The organism is Streptomyces sp. Y7 (genome assembly GCF_043195415.1).
Classification (GTDB): Bacteria; Actinomycetota; Actinomycetes; order Streptomycetales; family Streptomycetaceae; genus Streptomyces.
Genome location: NZ_JBIDDQ010000016.1, coordinates 145327 through 165214 on the forward strand (window position 1 = coordinate 145327; position 19888 = coordinate 165214).

Genomic DNA, 19888 nt, shown 5'->3' on the forward strand with positions numbered 1-19888 from the left:
CCGTGGGGTGGTTCAAGCAGATCGGGACGGTGCCCGCAGACGAGGCACGACCTCGGGTGGCGACCTTGCGCCGGACGGCCGACGGCAAGACGGCGGGCGCGGCGGTCGTACTCGGCGTCGACACGGTGCTCACCTGCGCCCATGTCGTCAACGACGCTCTGGGCAGGTCGATGTTCGAGCCTCGGCCGCCCGGACTCGACGAGTTGTTCGTCGAGGTGCAAGGAGTGCGGAAGACCGAGCGGTACCCCGCACGCGTGGCGCACTGGATCGAGCCGCGTGCCCGCGACGGCGGAGCCGTGCGGGAGGGCGCCGGTGAGTGGCAGGGCGACTTGGCGGTGCTGCGGATCGACGCGCCGCCCGGCTGGGCGCCCGCGCCCGATCGCCGTACGGCCATGGTCCCCGGCCAGAAGGTGCGCGCCTGGCACGGCAGCGGGCACAGCGCGACGTTCGCCGATCTGCGAGTCGCCGCCCTCGACGGCCCGATCGGCTATCTCGACGGCGAGGGCACGGGCATGGCGGTCGGCCCCGGCTACAGCGGCGGCCCCCTGTGGTCCGAGCAGGACGGAGCCGTCGTAGGACTCGTCGCCGCGCACTTCATGCCGCCCTGCGACGCGGGCGGCGTCCCGCTGCCGCACAGCCCACAGCACTTGATCCGGCGCAGCTGGGGCATCCCCTGGCAGCGCATCGAGGCCGAGCTGCGGCCCCTCGGCGTCCTCCTCGGCCAGGGCGCCGGGGAGACCGAGGACACCGACCCGGACGATCCCGCCTTCGGCATGCTCGTGAACGCGGTCCGCAACGCCCTGCCGTCGCCGTACTCGCTCGGTGACACCGCCCGCCAGCTGGCGCTCGCGTGCGACGTCGGGCAGGGCAGCCCCGTCAGCCCGCCGCCCATCGAGGAGTTCGTGACCTTTCTCCTCCGCCACCCACGCGCCCTGGCGGCCTTCACCGAGATCCTGCGGCCCAGGAACCCGGCGGCCACCGACCGGGTGCTGATCGCCGGCCGGCTCTCCCGGATCCCGCTGCTGCTCTCCCCACGCGAACGCCACCGGATGCACCAGTTGCTGCGCAAGGTCGACCGTCCGGTGCTGGAACGGATCCCCGAGGCGGTGCGCGAGGCCGCCAAACGGGTCACCGTCCCGGCCGACGGAGGCACCCTGGACGTGCTGCTGGACAGGTTGGAGGAGCTGTCCGGGGACGGCTACTCCGACGACGGCGAGGTCCGGGTCCCGGCGTTGCTGAGGGTCGTCGAGTACGTCGCCGTGCTGTGCCCGCCGCCCCGGCAGGCGGAGCTGCGGCTGTGGTCGGACGGTGTGCGGGTACGGCTCGGTATCCCGGAGGCAGCGCTTCGGGAGCGGCGCTCGGACGCCCAGGACTGGGCCCGCATGCTGCGCGGCCGCGCCCCGCGCAAGCGGGTCCTGGTCCAGGTGGCGCGAGCCGGGCGAGGGCGGCACCGGCTGCGCATCTGGTGCGACGAGGGCACCGGGCTCCGGCAGGTGTCGGCGGACAGCAGCGCCTCGTACGCGGCGTCCCAGGCTGCCCGTGAGCTGCTGCGCGTCCTGGAGGCGCTCACGCCGTCCGCCGAGGACGGCGGGCGGCCGCTGGTGGAGGTGCTGGTGGACCGCGCCGATCTGAACCTGCCGGTCGACGAGTGGGCGGCCCAGGTACCCGGCGAGGTCGTGCCCGGGGTGCTCGGCGTGGAATTCCCCCTGGTCGTGCACTGTCCGGAACTCCTGCGCCGGCACGAGCGTTTCCTTCCCGACTGGCGAGAGCGGTGGAGACAGCTGGACTCCGGCGAGACGCTCGTCGTCTCGGACCCGACGCAGGACCCGCACCAGGTCTACTACGAGCTGATGGGCCGACTGGACACGGTCCGGGTATCGGTCGACGTGCCGCCGGGGCCGCGCGACGCCATCGTTCAGATCTGCCTCGCGGTGGGCATACCGGTGGTGGTGTGGGACCGCGGCCGGGACACGCCCTCGCACGTCACCAAGCACATGGCGGATGTCGCCACCCGTGAACTGCCCGACGGGGTACGGGTCTACCGGGCCAATGCCCGGGGCACCCGCGCCCCCGAGTTCCCCGGCCGCCCGGTCCTCGCCTGGGCGGACGCCGACCGCACCGTGCCCCGACTGCACCTGAGCGAACCACAGGAGAGCGCATGACCTCCGCCTCCGAGGCCGACTGGCGCCTCTTCCGCGGCGACGGCGTCCCCCGCGACGTCATTCTGCCCTCGGCGCCGCCCTGGCGCCGGTTCAGCCCGACACCGGCCGTCCGCCCCGAACTGCCGTATCTGATCCAGCCGGAGCACGCCGACATCGTCAACGCCGCGCTGCATCTGCGCCGCCCCCTGCTGGTGACGGGCCCGGCCGGCACCGGCAAGTCGTCGCTGGCCCGGGCGGTCGCGCACGAGCTGCGGCTGGGCGGGCTGCTGCGCTGGTCCATCAACAGCCGGTCGACGGTACGGGAGGCGCTCTACCAGTACGACGCGATCGGCCGTCTGCGGGAGACGACCCTGAGCCGCGACCGCGGCGAACGCGAGCCGTCGATCGGTACGTTCATCCGGCTGGGCCCGCTGGGCTCCGCGCTCGTCCCGTCCGCGTCCCCGAGGGCGCTGCTCATCGACGAGATGGACAAGGGTGACGTCGACCTGCCCAACGACCTGCTCACCGTCTTCGAGGAGGGCTACTTCGACATCCCCGAACTGACCCGTCTTCCGGAGGACATGGCCGACATCGAGGTCCGGACCGCCGACCACCGGGGATCAGTGATGGTCCATCAAGGCCGGGTGCAGTGTGCCGAATTCCCGGTCGTCGTCATCACCAGCAACGGCGAACGCGAGTTCCCGCCCGCCTTCCTGCGCCGCTGCGTCCGGCTCGCCCTCCCGGTACCGGACGAGGCCCGCCTGCGCGCCATCGTCACCGCCCACCTCGGCGAGGACGCCCTGCGCGACGCGGACGACCTGATCGAGGCTTTCCTGCGCCGCCGCGCGCCGGGCGAACTGGCCACGGACCAACTGCTCAACGCGGTGTTCCTGCGCAACGGTGGGATCGATCTGGACGCGGAGGGCTTGCTGGACGCCGTTCTGCACCAGCTGACCGGGGCACTGTGACGGTCATGGGTGTCAGGCGGGTGGGGGCGCCGTGAGTGCGGGCGGAGGTGGTGCGCGGCTCACCCAGGCATTACGGGTGCTGGCGGCCGCCGGACAGGATCTCGACGCTGATCAGGTGCTGGACGTGCTGTGGCTGGCACGGCGGTTGCCCGGTGGGACGCAGGCCCCGCTGAGCCGGCCCGTACGCGCGGAGCAGCCGCCGCAGCAGTCACCGGCCTCCGACACACCGGACGAGACCGTGCCGTCCCGGTCAGCGCCGGACCCCGATCCCGACGACCCGGACCTGCCCGACCTCACCGCGCCCTCCCTCTACGCCGCCGCCCGGCAGCCCTTGCCGACGATCCCGGAGATTCGGCTGCGGCCGGAACCCGGGCCGAGCAAGGCGCTCCCCGTACGTGTCCCCGAGGACAAGGCCCTGACCGGTGAGCTCGAACTCGGCCGTGCGCTGCGGCCGTTGCGGCGCCGCCAGGCAAGCCCGCACCGGCTGGAGATCGACGAGGAGGCCACCGCCACCGAACTCGCCGAGACCCTGCTTCCCGATGTGGTGCTGCGCCCCGTACAGGAGCGCTGGCTCCATCTCGTGCTCCTCATCGACGACGGTCTGTCGATGCTGCTGTGGCACCGCCTCGGGGCCGAACTCCGCACCCTCCTCGAACGCCTCGGCGCCTTCGCCATCACTCGCGTCCTCGGGCTCGACACGCGCAGCTCCGACGAGCCACGTCTGCGCGCCCGCCCGTTCCGCCGCGACAGCACCCCCGTACCGCTGAGCGCGGTCGGCGACCCGTCGGGCCGCACTCTCGTCCTCGTCGTCAGCGACGGCATGGGCACGGCCTGGCGCGGTGGCGCCCTGCACGAACTGCTGTCCCTCTGGGCCTCCCGCGGCCCCACCGCCCTCCTGCACACCCTGCCGCCCGACCTGTGGGAGGGATCCGGCATTCAGGCGGAGCGCTGGCAGGCCACGACCCGGCGGATCGGCGGCGCCAACACCTCCTGGGAGATCACCGATCCGGTCCTGCCGCCCGACCTCGCCCGCTTCGACGGCGTACCGGTCCCGGTTCTGGAACCGACGGCCTGGTCCCTGCGCAACTGGTCCCACCTGCTCGCCTCACCCGGCGCCACGGTCGAACTGCCGCTGCTGACCCGACCGCGCCGGTACGGCGACACGGTCACCGCGCCCTCCGGCCCGGGTGACGCCCAGCACTTCCGGGACGCGGCCAGCCCGGAGGCGTACCGGCTCGCCGCCCACTTGGCAGCCGTGTCGCCGCTCACGGTGCCGGTCATGCGACTCGTGCAGACGGCGGTCCCGTGGCGAGCGCGGACCTCGCACCTCGCGGAGGTCTTCCTCGGCGGGCTCATGCGGCCGCATCCCGCACCGGTGCCGGGCCCGTTGCCCGCCAAGCACCAGGTCTTCGACTTCTCCGACGCGTCGCGGTCGGTGCTCCTCGACGCGGTCCCGCAGTCCGAACTCCTGCGCACCAGCCGCAGCATCGGCCGGCGTCTGGAGCAACTCGCGGGCAACTCACCCGACTTCCCGGCCTGGCTCGCCCATCCGGACGGCTCCGCACAGCTGCCCGGGTCGCACCGTCCGTTCACGAGCGTCGAGCGGCGTCTGCTGACCCGGTTCGGGGTGTCCTTCGACCCGGGGGTACACGGGCTGGAGCGGGGCCCGGAACAGCGGAACACCTCCCCGGACGGCTGGCAGCCACTGACCGACGACGATCCCCGACGGCTGGGCCAGTACCGGCTCCGTGCCCGTCGACGGCTGCGGCGGACGGTGGAGTTCGACGCCATCGACCGGCGGGGCACCCAGGCCATGGTCCACCTCGCGCGCCCTGATCTCCCTCTGGACGCATCCGAGCTGATCATGCAGATGTCTGCGGCTCTGCAGGCGCTCGACGGGCACTACGCTCCCGCGGTGCTCGCCCGAGGGAGCGACGGCGACACACTCTGGCTGGCCACGGCCCCGGTCCACGGCGACACCGGGACGCGGCCGCCGCCGCGACTCGCGGAGCTCTTCAACCAGGCCCATCGGACCGGCTCCGCCCCCTTCGACAAACTCACCGCGCTCCTCGTCGGCTGGCATCTGGCGAGCGCCCTGGCGCTGTGCCACGTCCACGAGATCGTGCCGGTGGATCTCAGCGCCGAGAACATCTTCGTGCTGCGGCGGACCGTCATGATCGCCGACCTGTCCGACTGTGCGGTGGCCGGCCGGTACCTGGGCACGGGCCCCATGCCGACCTCCGAGGACAATGTGCGCGCGCTGGGCGAACTGCTCCAACTGGTCAGCAGCAAGGCCGGTTGGGAGCTGCCCGGACAGCCCGAGGGCATGCACCTGTGGCAGGGCGACACCTGGGCGCCGCTGCGGCGGGTCGTGCTGCGCTGCCTCGGCACGGAGCCGGCCGAGCGCCCCACCGCCGGCGAGGTCGCGGACGTTCTGGCCAACTACATCGCCCACGAGCACGTCCCGGCACGGCAGCCCGGCTCCAGCGCCCAACGGGCCGCGCGGGTACCACTCGCCCTCCCGCCGGCCGCCGTGCCGCCCCCCGCGGCACCTCCGATCCGCTCGCCCAGGTTCGCCACCGCACGCCGCGAACGTGAAGCGCGGCTGGCCCGTCTGCGCAGGCCACTAAGTCACGCTCGGCGCGTCACCCTGATCGGCGCCTACCACTACAGCGGCCGTGCCACCACGACCATGGCTCTGGGCTCATTGCTCGCCGCCGTCCGGGGCGAGCCCGTACTCGCCCTCGACGGGGCGGCCGACGAGGCCGCGCTCGGTGCCTTCCTCACACCACGGAACCCGGCCACTGTGCGCGATCTGGCCGACCTGCCGACCGGGGCGTCGTACGAGGAGGTCCGTTCCCACACCACGCGACTGTCGTCGGGGCTGGAGGTCGCGGCGTACCCGCCGGGCCACGTCCGTCCTAACCTCGTCCACGCCCAGGCGTACACACACGCTCTGACGCGCGTCGCGCCCTACTACTCCTTCGTCCTCACCGACTGGGCTCCCCTGCGGCTCGACCGGTCGGCCGACACGGTCCTCGATCTCACCGACCGGCTGATCCTGTGCTGCGGCACCGCCGGCTGGTTCTTCGACGCCGCGTGGCGCATCCTCGACCGGCTGCGCGCCGGCGGCCGCCGGCAGCTGGCGGACGAGGCGATCGTGGTGGTGACCCAGGTCGAGGGGCTGTCCGGGCGCCCTGTGCCGGCCAACCTCGCCGCACGCTTCGACATCGGCGCCGACCAGGTGGTGGCCGTCCCGTTCGACAAGACCCTGCACGCTCCGGGTTTCCGGCAGCTGGACCAACTGCGGACACCGACGCTGAACGCGTTCCTGGACCTGGCGGAGCTGGTCGTAGGAGAGGGAGGCGAGCGGACGTGAGGACCTGGACGCAATGATCCCCGGGCGGCGGAAGCCACCCGGGGATCACACGTGAGAGCCGGCCTGTGGCCGTCAGAGGAGACCGAGGGAGCGGACCGCCTCGCGCTCCTCGGCGAGCTCCTGCACGGAGGCGTCGATGCGGGCGCGGGAGAACTCGTTGATGTCCAGGCCCTGGACGATCTCGTACTGGCCGTCCTTGGTGGTGACGGGGAAGGAGGAGATGAGACCCTCCGGCACGCCGTAGGAACCGTCGGACGGGATACCCATGGAGACCCAGTCGCCGTCGGCGGTGCCGTTGACCCAGGTGTGGACGTGGTCGATGGCGGCGTTGGCGGCGGAGGCCGCGGAGGAGGCGCCGCGGGCCTCGATGATCGCCGCGCCGCGCTTGGCGACGGTCGGGATGAAGTCCTCGGCGAGCCACTTCTCGTCGTTCACGACCTCGGCGGCGTTCTTGCCGGCGATGGTGGCGTGGAAGATGTCGGGGTACTGGGTGGCGGAGTGGTTGCCCCAGATCGTCAGGCGCTTGATGTCGGCGACCGTCGAGCCCGTCTTCTTCGCGAGCTGGGTCAGCGCGCGGTTGTGGTCGAGGCGGGTCATCGCGGTGAAGCGCTCGGCCGGTACGTCCGGCGCGGCGGCCTGCGCGATGAGCGCGTTGGTGTTGGCCGGGTTGCCGACGACGAGGACCTTGATGTCGTCCGCGGCGTGGTCGTTGATGGCCTTGCCCTGCGGCTTGAAGATGCCGCCGTTGGCCTCCAGGAGGTCACCGCGCTCCATGCCCTTGGTGCGGGGGCGGGCGCCGACGAGGAGGGCGACGTTGGCGCCGTCGAAGGCGACGTTCGGGTCGTCGCTGATGTCGATGCCCTGCAGGAGCGGGAACGCGCAGTCGTCGAGCTCCATGGCCGTGCCCTCGGCCGCCTTGAGCGCCGGCGTGATCTCGAGAAGTCGCAGCCTGACCGGCACGTCCGCGCCGAGCAGCTGGCCGGAGGCGATGCGGAAGAGCAGGGCGTAACCGATCTGGCCGGCCGCGCCGGTGACGGTGACGTTCACGGGAGTGCGGGTCATGGCGTTCTCCGTATGACAGCTGGCGGTGGGGCGGCTCTGCCCCAGGGGTGCGGGACGTAGAGATGATCGATCTCTTGGCGTCGAGAGATCCACCGGTCAGGCTATCGCGCCTCCGGGATCCCGCACGGCCGGGTCGGTGTGGCCCACCCCACAGAACGTCCGCGGGTCCCACAAAAGAAGGCGGCCGCCCGGTTCGGGAGAGGAATTCCCGGGCGGCCGCCCGGTGGGGGTACCGATGCCGGACTCCCGTGGGGGTACGGTGCGCGTGCCCACTCTGCGCCGTCGCATTCCTGCCTCACCGGAATTCTTTTCGCCGGTACGGAACGGCCGCGGCGAGGGGACGGAGCGCCCGCGGGGCAGCCCCGTGGGCACCCCCTGGAACGCGAACGGTGACCGAAGGGGCCGCGCCCCCTCGGTCACCTCGTCGTCGTCCTCGGCCGGCTACGGCGTGCAGCCCTCCGGGCCCGCCGCCAGCGTCGCGCAGGCGATCGCCTCGCCCGCGTCCTTCACGGCCACCATCGGCGTGTACGCGATCGTGTCGCCGGCGACCGTGATCGACCCGGTCTCCTTCGCCTTGCCGGCCGTCACGGCCACCTCGTCGCCCTGCGCGGCCTGCGTGATGCGCCCCCACGCCGCGCCGCACGTCTTGCTGTAGCGCACCTCGACCACGGCCGTGCCGACGGTCGCGGTCTTGGCGGTCGTCACGAGGTCACCACTGCACCCCATGGCCTCCGCGTCCTTGCCGGTGCAGGAGGCGCCGCTGCACTTCACGCCGACCGGCAGGTCGGTGTCGGCCGAGGCGGTCGGCGAGGGCGACTTGGTGGCTTCCTCGTCCTTCTTCCCGCTGCCGCCGTCGGTGAGGTAGAACACCGCCGCGATCACGACGAGGACCCCGACGACGCCCGCGAGGAACATCGTCAGCCGGCGCTTCCCGCCGCCCCCGCCGGAGGACCCGGCCCGCCCGCGGGGTCCCTGCGGAGGCTCGCCGTACGGACTCGGCGTCCCCGGCGTCCACGCGGCCCCCGACTCCGCGGCGGACGGCCCGGACACACCGGACGCGCCGGACGCCGTGGCCGCTCCCGTCGCACGGGTGCCGCCCGTCGGCGACGGGCCCCGATACCCCGCCAGACCCCACGAGTTGCCTCCGGAGTCACGGACGTCGTCCCCGCCCGCACCCCGTGCCGGAGCGTCGCGGACCGCGGCGTCACGCGTCTCGGGCGCCGTGGGCTGCACGGGCACGGACGGCGGAACGGTCGGCGCCACACCGGCCGGACCCGCCACGCCGGGCGTGGGCACGGCCGTGGCGCTGCCGCCGCGCCGTGCGGGCTTGCTCACCTTCGCGCCCGCGGGCGGCGCCCCGAACTCGCTCAGCGCCGCGCGGGCCTGAGAGATCCGGATCGCCTCCATGGTCATGTCGTGACGCATCTCCGAGCGGCTCCAGGCACGCTCGGCGAGCTCCCACATGGTCGTCAGATGAACGGGATTCGTGCCGGTGACCTCGGCGAGCGCCACGATGGCACCCTTGGGCGCGAGCAGCCGCCCGTTCAGGTACCGCTCCCAGGACGTCTTGCTGTATCCCGTGCGGTCGGCCAGCGCCGCGATGCTCAGACCACTGCGGTCCACGAGCCGACGCAGCTGGCTCGCGAACTCCCTGACCTGCGGATCGAGTTCATCCGGCAAGGTCTTCCAACGAGGCATTGCTTCCCCCCTCTTCCCCCCGGTTCGTGCTGGTGTTTCTCGCGTTTCCCCGCGCGTGGTGCCCTCTGCCGAGTCCCCGATGTGGCTACCCACAGGGATGCGCCAGGTAAGGATCTCAGTTCCCGGGGTGGGGGCGCACGGGAGCATTGGGACCGTGGGCATGCACCGTCGCACGCCCGCAGGACCGCGTCCAGTGTTCCATCGGCTCCCCTCGCCGGCGGACACAACCCTGGCAGTAAGCCCTTACAGACAAGCGGGACGCCCCGGACGTCCCGATCGACCACGCTAGCCCGCTTACCGAACGAATTCCTTGCAAATCCGCGAACTTGTCAACACATCGACACACAGAAGGCACATAAAAGAGCACTCACGCCACATGCATGACATCCGGGCAAGTCGGACGCGTCGGCCCCGGCGGACTCACCCCAGCGCAACGGCCCCGAGCACGGCCGCCAGCACCAGCGCCACGGCGAGCGCCACGGCCACCACCAGCAGCCGGCGCGACGGCGGCTCCGACTTCTTCGGCGGCGCGTCCCACCAGGGCAGCGTGGGGTCGTCCTCGTACTCCTCGTCATCCTCACGCCCGCCCGACGGCCGGGCCGGCTCCCCCGGGACCTCCGCGCCGCCGGCGTCCCGTGCCGCACCCTCCGGTTTCCCCGGCACCGTGACGGGCTTCGGCCACGCCTGCACGGCCAGTTCCCACCGGACCCCGAAGCGCTCCGCCTCGTCCTTGCCGATCCCCGCGACCCGGCACAGCGCGACGACCGCCTGCCGGGGCGGTGGCTGGGTGGCGTTGAGATAGCGCTGCCAGGAGGACTTGCTGTACGCGGTGCGCGCGCCCAGCGCGACCAGGCTCAGGCCCGTACGGTCCTTGAGCTGCCGCAACTGCTCCACGAAGTGCCGTACCTCCGACGGCAGATCGTCGGGCAGCGGCTGCCACGCACCCATCGCTCACCTCCGAACCGGACCCGATCGGGTGACGACACGACACGGCGCATTGGTTCCCCGACGAGTCCGACGTAGCGGAACGGTCACTTCCGTGCCACAGCGCACTGACAGGCGTTGAACAGCGCCTCAGGCGTGCCCGAGGGTTGACGCAGACGGCGGTCCGTCTTTCCTCGGGGGAGAGGACGGGCCGCCGTCACGCGTGAGGGACGGAAGCCCGTCCCGGTTCTCCTAGTTCTCCACCGTGAAGTGCAGCGCGTCCTTCAGGAACGGCAGCCTCAGCAGCGGATCCGGCTGCGCCATCAGCGCCAGCAGCACGATCGTCAGGCCCAGCACGCCGTACGTCACGATGTCCGTGAACCGGGACCGTACGGCGAGCATGCCGACGCTCGGCAGCATCCACCGCATCACCGCACCGGCCAGCAGAGCGCCGCCGATCAGCAGCGTGCCGACGCGGAACACGTCGAGCGCGGTGACCAGCAGGCCCACCCCGACCAGTCCGAGGACCAGGAGCACGGGCCACTGCCGGGCGGGGGCCGGCAGATCACCGGACGCCGCGCGGCCGCCGCCCTCGGGGCGTGCCGTGTCGCGGGTGAACAGCGGGAAGCGACGGGTGGTCCGGCGGGGCCGCCCCTCCGCGTCCGGCGCGCTCACCGGATCCCGGACCTCGATCTCCTCGACGTCCTCGACGTCCTCGATCTCCTCGACGTCCCCGGTGTTCTCGCTCTCCTCGACGTCGTGGATCTCGTCCGCCTTTCCGCCGCCCCGTTCAGCCGACACTGCGCTCCGCCGCCTCCACCACGTTGACCAGCAGCTGCGCCCGGGTCATCGGACCCACGCCACCGGGGTTCGGGGAGATGAAGCCGGCCACCTCGGCGACGCCGGGGTGGACGTCGCCCACGATCTTGCCCTCGGCGTTGCGCGAGACACCGACGTCGAGGACGGCCGCGCCGGGCTTGACGTCCTCGGGGCGGATCAGGTGGGCGGAGCCCGCGGCGGCGACGATGATGTCGGCGCGCCGCAGGTGCGAGGCCAGGTCACGCGTGCCGGTGTGGCACTGGGTGACGGTCGCGTTCTCGCTGCGGCGGGTCAGCAGCAGCGGCATCGGGCGGCCGATGGTCACGCCGCGGCCGACGACGACCACCTCGGCGCCCTTGATCTCCACGCCGTACTGACGGAGCAGCGTCAGGACGCCGTTGGGGGTGCACGGAAGGGGAGCGGGCTCGTTCAGGACCAGACGGCCCAGGTTCATCGGGTGCAGGCCGTCCGCGTCCTTGTCCGGGTCCATCAGCTCCAGGATGCGGTTCTCGTCGATGCCCTTGGGCAGCGGCAGCTGGACGATGTAGCCGGTGCAGGCCGGGTCCTCGTTCAGCTCGCGGACGACGGCCTCGATCTCCTCCTGGGTCGCCGTGTCGGGCAGTTCGCGCTGGATGGAGGCGATGCCGACCTGGGCGCAGTCGCGGTGCTTGCCGGCGACGTACTTCTGGCTGCCGGGGTCGTTCCCGACCAGGATCGTGCCGAGTCCGGGCGTGACGCCCTTCTCCTTCAGCGCCGCCACGCGGGCGGTCAGGTCGGACTTGATCGCGGCTGCGGTGGCCTTGCCATCGAGAATCTGGGCGGTCATGACTCCCATCTTCCTGGATGACGCCCTCCCGGTTCCAATCCGGGTCCCGCGTGGCCTGCGTCACCCCATCTGCGCCCGTATCCGCCCATGATCAGTGATGTTGCACTTGCACAACACATAGGGAATGCGGCTGGACAAGTAAGAGCCGACTAAAGAACGATGTGACTGCAGTGCCGCGGGCTGTACCGGGGGGACGAACCGCATTCAGTCAACTCTCCTCCGCACCGTGCCGCGCGTCCCCGCACTCGGACAACGGAGGAAAGACCGCCATGAGTTTCGGCGACCCGAACAACCCCTACGGCCCGCCTCCCCAGGGCCAGCCCGGATACCCGCAGCAGCCGCCGCAGGGCCAGCCCGGCTACGGCTACCCGCAGCAGCCGCCTGCCTACGGCTACCCGCAGGGCCAGCCCGCCTACCCCGGCTACCCGGGCGGGAACATGATGCCGATGCAGATGCCGGGCCTCATGAAGACGGCACGTGTCTTCCTCTTCATCCTCGCCGGCTTCCAGATCCTGGGCGGCCTCTTCGCGGGTATCGCCGTCGGCGCCCTCCAGGACGCCTCCAACACCGTGGGCTCGGGTGACAGCACCGACAGCCTGGCCGGTCTCGGCTTCCTGCTCGCGGCTCTCTTCCTGGGCCTGGGCGCGCTGTCCATCTTCCTGGGCGTGAAGTTCAAGAACGGCGGCAGCGGCATCCGCGTCACGACGATCGTGTACGCGTCGCTGATGATCCTCGGCGGCATCGTCAACATCGTGAACGGCGCGAACGGTTCCGCCACCTTCGGCGGTCTGATCTCCCTCGCCATCGCCGGCATCATCCTCGCCTCGATGGTGAACAGCGCGGCGTCCGCGTGGTTCAACCGCCCGCGCTACTGAGGCACACCGGACCTTCACGGAAACCGTGGTAGCCGGGGCACGGTTTCACGCCAATAACAGCCGAGGGCCGTGTCTCACCTGTTCGAGGGGGGCGCGGCCCGGCTGCGTCGTCCTACTCTGACGTGGGTAGCCGTCAGGCACGGGGAGACGCACCTTGTACAGCATCATCGTGGTACCTCCGCCGACCACGGAGGACGAGAACCGACCCACCCAGCACAGGCTCGCGCCCGGCGAGCGGCTCGGCTTCGGGCGAGCCGTTTCCGACAACGGCCTGACGATCCCGCACGACGGGGTGTCCCGCAGAGCCGGTGAGATCACCGCGCAGGGCGCCTTCTGGATACTGAGCAACCTCAGCCGGGAGCAGACGTACGTCGTCGAGAACCCGGAAGGCGCGGGCGAGCACATCAAGGTGGGGCCGGGGCGGCTGGACGCGCCGATCCCGTTCGAGTTCTCGCGGATCGTGCTGCCCGCGGCCGGCGACCTGCTGGCGATCGAGGTGTGGGCGCCGCGCCACGACTACCTCAGCTCCGAGGGCAGCCCGGACGGGGCGACCACCGCACCGGCCTTCTCGGTGGACCGTACGAAGCGGTACTTCGCGGTCCTCGCCGCCCTGTGCGAACCCCGCCTGCGCGGTGAACCGCACGCCGCGCTGCCCACCGTCGACCAGGTCGTGGACCGGCTGCGGCCGACCTGGCCGGCCGCCTCGCGCACGTCGGTGCAGTGGAACATCGACTACCTCGCCGTGAAGCTGCGCCTCAAGCCCGGCCCGGAGACGGCCGACACCGGCCCACGCCTCAACGGCAAGAAGGAGTCACTGGTGTCCCTGGCGCTCCGGTTCGATCTCGTACGGGAGGACGACCTCGTCGTGCTCCGGGAGACCGCGACCGGCCGGGTCGCCCGGTGACCGAGCCCTACGCCGTGCCGGTGCCCAGGGGGTACCGGGTGGGCGAGTGGGAGGTGCGGGAGCCGATCGCCACGGGCGCGTTCGGAAGCGTCTACGAGGCCAGACGCACCGGGGACGCCGAGGACCTGCCGCGCACCGCGGCACTGAAGTTCCTGCCGACCGGCACCGGCACCCCCCGCCAGCTCACCCACCTGCGCGAACTCGTCGAGCGCGAGGTCGAGTTGTACCGCCGGCTGAAGCAGCCGCGGCTGATCCGGATGTACGGCACCCTCGTCGTCGACGACCCGGCCCACCCTCCGCTCGACGGCGCCACCGTCCTCGTACTGGAGAAGGCGGAAAGCTCCCTGTCGACCCTGCTCGCGGCGGACTCGCGCCCCGCCGCCGGTCCCGCGCTGCTCGCGCAGATCTGCGAGGGGCTGGCACAGCTGCACCACGCGGGCTGGGTGCACGGTGACCTCAAGCCCGCCAACGTGCTGCTGATGGCGGACGGTTCGGCCCGGCTCGCGGACTTCAACATGGCGGCGGAGCTGGAGGGCACGCACGCGTACACGCCCGCGTTCTCCACACCCGACTACACACCTCCGGAGCTGCTGTGGTCGGAGATCGGTGAGCGGGGCCGCCGGATCCGCCCCTCGGCGGACGTCTGGGCCTTCGGGGTCCTCGCGCATCTGCTGCTGACGGGCTCCTTCCCGCTGCCCGGCGGCACCCCGACGGCCCGCCGCGACGCGGCCGCCGCCTATGCGCGCGGCACCGACGACCTGCGACTGTCCCCCGAACTCCCGGACCTCTGGCGGGAGATCGTCCGCGACTGCCTCACCCGTACGCACGAGGGCCGCGTCGGCACCCGGGACCTGCTGCGCCGGGTCGAGGCGGCGGCCGGCACGGGCCGCTCACCGCGCCTGCCCCGGACCCTCCTGGGCCGCCGCCGCTCCCGCCGTACGTCGGTGCTGGCCGCCGCGACCGCGATGGTGGCGGTGTCCGCCCTCGGGTACGGCATCAGTTCCTGGGCCGACGGCGGCGGTGACGGCGGGACGCCGGGCGGCGCGGGCACGAAGGTCACGGCCGCCACGTACGGCGCCGCCGAACTCCGCACCGACAAGGGCATCCCGGTGTCCTACCGCCGCCTCATCGTCGACTCGGCCCACGACTGTGTCCGGCCCCAGGTCACCCCCGCGCTGATCGCCGCCCTGCTGAAGGCGGAGAGCAACTTCGACCCGGACCTGTCGGACCCGTCCGCGGGCAAGGAGGGCGAGTACGGCATCGCCCGCTGGACGCCGAGCCTGCTGCGCTGGTGGATCCGTTCGGACGGCGTCCCCGCGCAGGAGACCCCCCGGCCTCCCCTCACCCCGGCCGAGTCCATCCCGGCCGTGGGCCGCTACCTCTGCTACATGGAGCCGCTGCTGCACCGCAACGGTCTGTCCGGCGACCGTCAGATCCTGCTGGCGGCCGCCTACCGCACCTCGACCAAGGTCGTGAACAACGCGGGTGGAGTTCCCCCGAAGTACCGCGACTACGCCACCCGCGTCGCTCACTACCTCAAGGAGTACACGCCGCCCGGCAAGAAGTGACCCTGGGAGTTCTCAGGTACCGCTCGCCCGGAAACCGGCGCCACCGTGGTCGGGTACCCCCCACGGGCGCTCCCGGCCGGCGCACCTTCCCGCGATCTCGCCGGCCCGGCGGCCTCCGGCTCCCTCGGGGGAGGGCCGGAGGCCGACGCGCTCCCTCGGAGGAGGGCCGCAGGCCGACGCGCGCCCTCGAGGGAGAGCCGCAGGCCGACGCGCGCCCTCGGAGGAAGGCCGCGGGCCGCCACGCGCGCTCGGAGGAAGGCCGCGGGCCGACGCGCGCGCTCGGAGGAAGGCCGCAGGCCGACGCGCGCGCTCGGAGGAAGGCCGCAGGCCGCCACGCGCGCTCGGAGGAAGGCCGCAGGCCGCCACGCGCGCTCGGAGGAAGGCCGCAGGCCGCCACGCGCCCTGTCGCGCCGAAGCCGTCGCCCCGCGTCGTGCCGGGGCGGCCGGAGGGTGGCCGGCTCCACTCCCCCGAGCGTCCCGTATCCGGGCTCCCGCCCCGGCCCGGCACGGTAGCCTCACGTCAACCGGAGTGACACCGGAGCACGTTGAGGAAGAAGAGCGGTCGGGGGATCGATGACAGACCAGCGGCAGTCCACGCCGTCGCCCGCCCCGGCATCCGCCGACGCCGCCCTGGCGCAGGCGGGTGCCACGCCGCTGCGGCCGTCCGACGCCAGCCGCATCGGGCCGTACATCCCGCTCGGGCTGCTCGGCAGCGGCGGGATGGGGCACGTCTATCTCGCCCGGCCCGCCGACAACGCCGCCGGGCTCGCCGCCGTGAAGGTGATCCGGCCCGAGTACGCCGAGGACGCCCGGTTCAGGCGGCGCTTCGAACGGGAGGCCGCCGTGCACTCCCGGGTGCACACCCCGCGCACGCCGCAGCTGCTCGGCACCGGGTTCGACGACTCGCTGCTGTGGATGGCGACGCAGTACCTGCCGGGCCTGAACCTCGCCGAGGCGGTCCGCGAGTGCGGCCGGCTGGAGCGCGCCGGGGTGTGGCGGCTGGTCGCGGAGCTCGGGCAGGCCCTGGCCGCGCTGGCCGCCGCCGACGTCGTGCACCGGGACCTCAAGCCGTCCAACGTGGTCCTGTCCCTGCAGGGCGTGTACGTCATCGACTTCGGCATCGCCCAGGCCGCCGACGGCAGCGCCATCACCTCGACCGGGAGCCGGGTCGGCACGCCCGCGTTCATGGCGCCGGAGTATCTCCGCGAGGGCCACTGCGACACCGCCTCGGACGTCTTCTCGCTGGCCGGGAGCCTGATCTACGCGGCCACCGGGCACGCCCCGTTCGGCGACGGCACGGGCGTCGACGTGATGCACCGGGTGGCGTTCGAGGAGCCCAAGCGCGACATCATGTCCGAACTCTCCGCCGTGGACCCGGCGTTGGCCGCCCTGATGGCCGCGTGCCTCGCCAAGGATCCCGCGGCGCGGCCCCTTCCCCGGCAGCTGATCGAGGCCGCCACGGCCGCCGGGCACCGGCACGGCACCCCGCCCGCCTGGCACGAAGCGCTGAGCGCCCGGCTGCTCGGCCGGCAGCAGGCCTGCGAGGTGCTGGAGCGGGTCGCCGTCGAGGAGACCGTGCAGTTGCGCACGCCGGTGGCACCGCCGATGTTCCCCGGCTCCACCTCCGGGGCGGGGCCGGTGCTCGGGCAGCCCACAACGCCCACGTCACCCACGCCACACACGGTGCCCGCGGCACACGCATCGCCCACTCCGCCCACGCCGGCCTGGCAGCACCCCACACCCGACCGGACCCCGGCCCAGGGAGGCGGCGGTCCGCGCCGCAAGCGCAAGGTTCTTCTCGCCGTCGCCGCGAGTCTCGCCGTGTGCGCCGTCGCCGCCGGCGCCTTCCTGCTCACCCGGCCGCCCATGGACGAGACGGCCTCGGCGCCGCCCACGGCAACCGACAGCGCGGCCCCCGGCGGCGCGCAGGCGTTGGCGCCGCCCGGCGAGTCCGCCTCGCCCTCCGGCAAGAAGAAGGAGTCGGAGAAGGCCGCGCCCCGGGAGTCGGAAACCGTCGCGTCCGTGAGCGCGAGCGCGACGTCCGCCGCGGGCGAGGGCGGCGGACGGCCGACGCCCGGCGACACGGCCTCGGCCACGTCCGGCAACGGCGGAGGCGGGGGCGGCACCCCGGCCGGCACTCCCACCCCGACGGCGCCCACCACGCCCGCCACCCCGCCCTGGAACTCCCAGTGCACGTACTACTCCGGTACCGAGCTGACCGACTACGGCGACAAGGGCCAGCGCGTGGTCCAGGTGCAGTGCATGCTCACCAAGCGCGGCTACAGCGTCGGTTCGTCGGGGGTGGACGGCGAGTTCGGCACCGCCACGCAGGCCGCCGTGAAGCAGTTCCAGGGGGCCAAGGGCCTGGAGGTGGACGGCGAGGTCGGCCCCAACACCTGGGCGGCGCTGCGCAGTTCGACGTAGCAGCCGAATCGGCGCGCAGCGCCGCCCAGGTCGGATGTCCAGCCGAGGCCGGCGCTCCGTGTCAGTGGAAGAAGTGGCGCGTCCCCGTGAAGTACATCGTGACGCCCGCCTTCTTCGCGGCCTCGACCACCTGCTCGTCCCGGACCGAACCGCCCGGCTGGACCACGGCCTTCACGCCGGCCTCGGTGAGGATCTCCAGGCCGTCGGGGAAGGGGAAGAAGGCGTCGGAGGCGGCGTAGGAGCCCTGCGCGCGCTCGGCGCCGGCCCGCTCGACCGCGAGCTTCGCGGAGTCGACGCGGTTGACCTGGCCCATGCCGACGCCGACCGAGGCGCCGTCCTTGGCGAGGAGGATCGCGTTGGACTTGACGGCGCGGCATGCCTTCCAGGCGAAGGCGAGGTCGGCCAGGTTCTCGGCGGAGAGGGCCTCGCCCGTCGCCAGGGTCCAGTTCGCCGGGTCGTCTCCGTCGGCCTGGAGGCGGTCGGTGACCTGCAGGAGGGCGCCGCCGTCGATGGGCTTGATCTCGACGGGGTTGCCGGGGCCCTCGGGGCAGCGCAGCACGCGGATGTTCTTCTTCTTGGCGAGGGCTTCGAGGGCGCCGTCCTCGTAGTCCGGCGCGACGATGACCTCGGTGAAGATCTCGGCGACCTGCTCCGCCATCTCCTTGCTGACCGGGCGGTTGACGGCGATCACGCCGCCGAACGCCGACAGCGGGTCACAGGCGTGCGCCTTGCGGTGCGCCTCGGCGACGTCGGCGCCGACCGCGATGCCGCACGGGTTGGCGTGCTTGATGATCGCGACGCAGGGCTCGGCGTGGTCGTACGCGGCACGGCGGGCGGCGTCCGTGTCCGTGTAGTTGTTGTACGACATCTCCTTGCCGTGCAGCTGCTCGGCCCTGGCCAGGCCGCCGCCCTCGGCGTCCACGTACAGGGCGGCCGGCTGGTGCGGGTTCTCGCCGTAGCGCAGGGTGTTCTCGCGCTCCCAGGTGGCGCCGAGGAAGTCGGGGAACTGCGACTCGTCGACCGGGGCGTAGGAGGAGGCGAACCAGCTCGCCACCGCCACGTCGTAGGCCGCGGTGTGCTGGAAGGCCTCGGCGGCGAGCCGCTTGCGGGTGGTGAGGTCGAAGCCGCCGTCGCGGACGGCACCGAGGACGTCGGCGTAGCGGGCCGGGCTGGTGACGACCGCGACCGACGGGTGGTTCTTGGCGGCGGCGCGCACCATCGAGGGACCGCCGATGTCGATCTGCTCGACGCACTCGTCGGGGGTGGCGCCGGAGGCGACGGTCTCGCGGAACGGGTAGAGGTTGACGACGACCAGGTCGAACGGCTCGACGCCCAGCTCGGCCAGCTGCCGCCGGTGGTCCTCCAGACGCAGGTCGGCGAGGATGCCGGCGTGCACGCGCGGGTGCAGCGTCTTGACGCGGCCGTCCAGGCACTCGGGGAAGCCGGTGAGCTCCTCGACCTTGGTGACCGGGACGCCGGCGGCGGCGATCTTCGCGGCCGTGGAGCCGGTGGAGACGAGCTCGACGCCCGCCTCGTGCAGGCCGCGCGCGAGGTCTTCGAGACCGGTCTTGTCGTAGACGCTGACGAGCGCCCGTCGAATGGCCCGCTTGTTGCTCTCGGCGGTCACTGGATAACTACCTTTCGTCCCTCAATGCGATAGCCGTTGCGGGCGAGCCGCCCCACGACCTCGACGAGCAGCCTTCGCTCGACTTCCTTGATGCGCTCGTGCAGAGCGCTCTCGTCGTCCTCGTTGCGGACCTCGACCACGCCCTGAGCGATGATCGGCCCGGTGTCGACGCCGTCGTCGACGAAGTGGACGGTGCAGCCGGTGACCTTGGCGCCGTACGCGAGGGCGTCACGGACGCCGTGGGCGCCGGGAAAACTGGGGAGCAGGGCCGGATGGGTGTTGACGAACCGGCCGCCGAAGCGCGCGAGGAACTCCTTGCCCACGATCTTCATGAACCCGGCGGAGATCACGAGGTCGGGCTCGTGGGCGGCGACGGCCTCGGCGAGGGCGGCGTCCCACTCCTCACGCCCGGCGTGGTCCTTGACCCTGCACACGAAGGTCGGCAGCCCCGCACGCTCGGCCCGCGCCAGCCCCTCGATGTTCTCGCGGTCCGCACCTACGGCCACGATCTCGGCGCCGTACGCCTCGGGACCGACGGAGGCGATCTCGTCGAGGAGCGCCTGCAGGTTGGTGCCGGATCCGGAGACCAGCACGACGAGGCGCTTGGCCACGGGCTTGGCGGCCACGGTGGGGCCCTTTCTCGGGGGTGCGTTCTTCATGCGGCCGACGCTTT

The 19888-nt window shown here is 72.6% G+C and carries 14 protein-coding genes; 7 read left to right on the plus strand and 7 right to left on the minus strand.

Annotation, left to right across the window (positions count from 1 at the left end; all coding sequences use genetic code 11):
* Positions 1-2 precede the first annotated feature (2 nt).
* Genes ACGFW6_RS30865 through ACGFW6_RS30875 form a run of 3 tightly spaced genes read left to right on the plus strand, consistent with a single transcriptional unit; the run spans position 3 to position 6488 of the window.
* On the plus strand, positions 3-2162 hold the full coding sequence (locus ACGFW6_RS30865) for a trypsin-like peptidase domain-containing protein (RefSeq protein ID WP_393517027.1): 2160 nt from the start codon (positions 3-5) through the stop codon (positions 2160-2162).
* On the plus strand, positions 2159-3109 hold the full coding sequence (locus tag ACGFW6_RS30870; protein WP_393517030.1) for an AAA family ATPase: 951 nt from the start codon (positions 2159-2161) through the stop codon (positions 3107-3109). The genes ACGFW6_RS30865 and ACGFW6_RS30870 overlap by 4 nt, the downstream gene beginning before the upstream one ends.
* 31 nt (positions 3110-3140) lie before the next feature.
* Positions 3141-6488 carry an SAV_2336 N-terminal domain-related protein gene (locus tag ACGFW6_RS30875; RefSeq protein WP_393517033.1) on the plus strand — a complete coding sequence of 1116 codons (3348 nt, stop codon included), beginning with the start codon at positions 3141-3143 and terminating at the stop codon, positions 6486-6488.
* Between the two features lie 72 nt (positions 6489-6560).
* On the opposite strand, the gene ACGFW6_RS30880 is transcribed toward ACGFW6_RS30875, so the two are convergent.
* The 5 genes from ACGFW6_RS30880 to ACGFW6_RS30900 form a co-directional block, all read right to left on the minus strand.
* Complete coding sequence (locus ACGFW6_RS30880) at positions 6561-7550, minus strand: malate dehydrogenase (RefSeq protein WP_393517036.1); 990 nt, start codon at positions 7548-7550, stop codon at positions 6561-6563.
* A gap of 441 nt (positions 7551-7991) precedes the next feature.
* Positions 7992-9248, minus strand: coding sequence for a DUF2690 domain-containing protein (locus ACGFW6_RS30885; RefSeq protein WP_393517039.1), 1257 nt, complete (start codon positions 9246-9248; stop codon positions 7992-7994).
* Positions 9249-9668: 420 nt separating this feature from the next.
* Positions 9669-10196, minus strand: coding sequence for a helix-turn-helix domain-containing protein (locus ACGFW6_RS30890; RefSeq protein WP_393517042.1), 528 nt, complete (start codon positions 10194-10196; stop codon positions 9669-9671).
* Positions 10197-10424: 228 nt separating this feature from the next.
* Positions 10425-10892 (minus strand): DUF3017 domain-containing protein, encoded by a 468-nt coding sequence (locus ACGFW6_RS30895; protein WP_393517129.1) that lies wholly within the window; start codon positions 10890-10892, stop codon positions 10425-10427.
* A gap of 70 nt (positions 10893-10962) precedes the next feature.
* Positions 10963-11817 (minus strand): bifunctional methylenetetrahydrofolate dehydrogenase/methenyltetrahydrofolate cyclohydrolase, encoded by an 855-nt coding sequence (locus tag ACGFW6_RS30900; protein WP_393517044.1) that lies wholly within the window; start codon positions 11815-11817, stop codon positions 10963-10965.
* Between the two features lie 269 nt (positions 11818-12086).
* Here ACGFW6_RS30900 and ACGFW6_RS30905 point away from each other — a divergent pair, with 269 nt between their 5' ends.
* From ACGFW6_RS30905 to ACGFW6_RS30920, 4 genes are all read left to right on the plus strand, one after another.
* On the plus strand, positions 12087-12692 hold the full coding sequence (locus ACGFW6_RS30905) for a hypothetical protein (RefSeq protein ID WP_393517047.1): 606 nt from the start codon (positions 12087-12089) through the stop codon (positions 12690-12692).
* 154 nt (positions 12693-12846) lie between these two features.
* Entirely contained in the window at positions 12847-13596 is a 750-nt protein-coding gene (locus ACGFW6_RS30910; protein ID WP_393517050.1) for an FHA domain-containing protein, read from the plus strand.
* Positions 13593-15164: a serine/threonine protein kinase gene (locus tag ACGFW6_RS30915; RefSeq protein WP_393517053.1), complete on the plus strand. Its 1572-nt coding sequence runs from the start codon at positions 13593-13595 to the stop codon at positions 15162-15164. Before ACGFW6_RS30910 ends, ACGFW6_RS30915 begins: the two co-directional genes overlap by 4 nt.
* Positions 15165-15737: 573 nt before the next feature.
* Positions 15738-17588, plus strand: coding sequence for a protein kinase (locus ACGFW6_RS30920; protein ID WP_393517056.1), 1851 nt, complete (start codon positions 15738-15740; stop codon positions 17586-17588).
* A gap of 61 nt (positions 17589-17649) precedes the next feature.
* Here ACGFW6_RS30920 and purH read toward each other — a convergent pair whose 3' ends face one another.
* Both purH and purN read right to left on the minus strand, forming a co-directional pair.
* Positions 17650-19215 carry a bifunctional phosphoribosylaminoimidazolecarboxamide formyltransferase/IMP cyclohydrolase gene (gene purH, locus ACGFW6_RS30925; RefSeq protein WP_393517059.1) on the minus strand — a complete coding sequence of 522 codons (1566 nt, stop codon included), beginning with the start codon at positions 19213-19215 and terminating at the stop codon, positions 17650-17652.
* A complete protein-coding gene (purN, locus tag ACGFW6_RS30930; RefSeq protein WP_393517132.1) occupies positions 19212-19841 on the minus strand; it encodes a phosphoribosylglycinamide formyltransferase in 630 nt (209 codons plus the stop codon). The genes purH and purN overlap by 4 nt, the downstream gene beginning before the upstream one ends.
* Positions 19842-19888 lie beyond the last annotated feature (47 nt).